This is a genomic window from Bradyrhizobium sp. 142 (assembly GCF_023074015.1).
Taxonomy (GTDB): Bacteria; Pseudomonadota; Alphaproteobacteria; order Rhizobiales; family Xanthobacteraceae; genus Bradyrhizobium.
The window spans coordinates 1-2,235 of sequence record NZ_JADPKQ010000354.1 but is presented as its reverse complement, the minus strand read 5'-3'; the positions used below and the strand labels follow the sequence as shown (position 1 = coordinate 2,235).

Sequence of the window (2,235 nt, the reverse complement as noted above, 5' to 3'; positions counted from 1 at the left end):
TGGCTCCCTGAACGCAAAAGATAACTTCCGCTTTGAACGCGTCATCACCGGCTGGCGCGATGGAGCCGTTGTTGATTTAAGACGCAAAAGGTAATACCATTATGTCATATGATTCGATCGACGCAAGCGCAGAAAGCCGAACGGCTGAGGGCGGCGCGACGCTTGCTCGCGAAGAAAATCGGCATGGCGGAGGCGGCCTTGGCGCTGTCGCGCGAAAGCGGCTTGTCGCTGCGGCAAGCCTATCGCTATCTCGAAGTGGCCAAAAGGAAGGAGCCGCTCCTTTCCGCGCCGCCGCCGTCTGTGACGCTCTCCCTGAAGATGCCTGGCGATCTCGCCCAAAAACTCCAGGCGCATGCGGCGGCTTCCAGGCTTTCGGCAAGCGAGGTGATGCGCCGAGCGGTGGCCGCTTATCTCGCGTCTGTCCGCGAAGATGGCTGAGCGGCGAAAAAAGCGCGACGTTCGACTCGAATTTGCGTTCGATCGTCTCGTCGCCGCCAAACTTGAACAGGTTTACGAAATTCTCGTTCCAGATCAGGTGCGCTTCACGCGTGCTGGCGCCGATGTGACGGGAGGCGAAGATGAAAACCGCCGCGATTTACGCCAGAGTGTCGTCGGACAAACAGAAGGAGGAGAACACGATCGCCAGTCAGACGAGCGCGCTGATCGCTTTCGCGCGCGAGCAGAACTGCGACGTGCCGGCGGAATGGGTGATCGAAGACGACGGCTATAGCGGCGCGAGTTTGTTGCGCCCTGGGCTTGAACGACTGCGCGATCTCGCCGCAGAAGGGCGGATCCAAGCCGTGCTCGTCTACGCTCCCGATCGGCTGAGCCGGCGCTATGCGCATCAAATCCTTCTTATCGAAGAGTTCGCGCGCGCCGGCGTCGAGGTCTTGTTCATTCGCTCGAGACGGGCGGCGACGCCGGAAGACGAGCTGCTGCTGCAGTTTCAGGGCATGATCGCCGAGTACGAACGCGCGCAAATCCTAGAGCGGTCGCGACGAGGGAAGCGCCATCGCGCCCTTCAAGGCCAAGTGAGCGTGCTTTCTGGCGCTCCGTTTGGCTATCGCTACAAGCGCAAGACCGATCACTCTGCCGCCTCTTATGAGATCGACGAGCGACAGGCCGGTGTCGTGCGCTGGGTCTACGAGCTTTACACCGCAAAAAACCACAGCATCGGCGCTATCACGCGCCTGCTCAATGAGCGCCAGATTCCGACAGCCAAAGAAACCGGCCGCTGGGAGCGCTCGACGGTTTGGGCGATGCTGCGCAATCCCGCGTATAAAGGAATGGCCTGCTTTGGCAAGACGCGGATCGCGCCGCGCATGCGTGTGACGCGGCCGTTGCGATTGCGCGGCGGCGCCGCGCCTCGCAACAGCGCCAATCATGAACTTCCTCGCACAGAGTGGATCGAAATTCCTGTGCCGACCATCATCAGCGAAGAGACCTTCGCATTGGCGAACGAGCTTTTGGAAGCCAACAAGAAGCATGCCCCGCGACGCACGATCACGCCGAGCGCCCTGCAAGGATTGTTGAGCTGTGCCAAATGCGGCTATGGGCTCTATCGCACCTCCACCAGGTCGAGCGCTCGAACCATCCATTACTACCGCTGCTTGGGCTCGGATGGCTGGCGCCGGCTCGGCGGGCCGGTCTGCGACAATCGCCCGATGCGCCAGGATTTGCTGGACGAGGTGGTATGGAAAGAGATCGCGCGGTTACTTGAAGACCGACACCTCATCGAAGACGAACTTGAGCGCCGACTCAAGGCGGCGCGCAACGCCGATCCCACACAGCGCCGGGAGGAAACGCTTCGCCGCGATCTTGCGCGCGCCCGGAAAAGCATCGAGCGTCTCCTCACGGCCTATCAGGAGAGCCTTCTCTCACTTGAAGAGCTGCGCGGTCGCATGCCCGATTTGCGCAGCCGCGAACAGGCTTGCCTGTTGGAGCTGCAAGCGATCGAAGACCAATCGAAGGAACGGGAAGTTTGTCTGCGTCTCGCCGAATCCGTGACGAGCTTCCTCGACCGCCTGCGCTCGTCCGTCGGCGCGCTCGATATAATCGAACGCCAACGCGTGCTGCGCCTTCTCGTGAAGGAAGTCCTCGTTGGCGACGACAAGATCGTCATCCGGCACTCAATCCCCCTCCCATTCACCCCTCCGGGTGGAAAGGCGCCCGGCGTCGCCGATAGTTCCGTGACCGCTCCTCCACCGCAAAGTTATCTTTTGCGTTCAGGGAGCC

General features: G+C 61.2%; 2 protein-coding genes. Both read left to right on the top strand.

Features of this window, described 5'->3' with window-relative positions; translation table 11 throughout:
- The first annotated feature begins 198 nt into the window (after positions 1-198).
- A complete protein-coding gene (locus IVA82_RS32965; RefSeq protein ID WP_247391261.1) occupies positions 199-438 on the top strand; it encodes a ribbon-helix-helix protein, CopG family in 240 nt (79 codons plus the stop codon).
- A 140-nt stretch (positions 439-578) separates the two neighbouring features.
- A partial coding sequence (locus IVA82_RS32960) for a recombinase family protein (RefSeq protein ID WP_247493700.1) occupies positions 579-2,235 on the top strand: 1,657 nt, incomplete at its 3' end.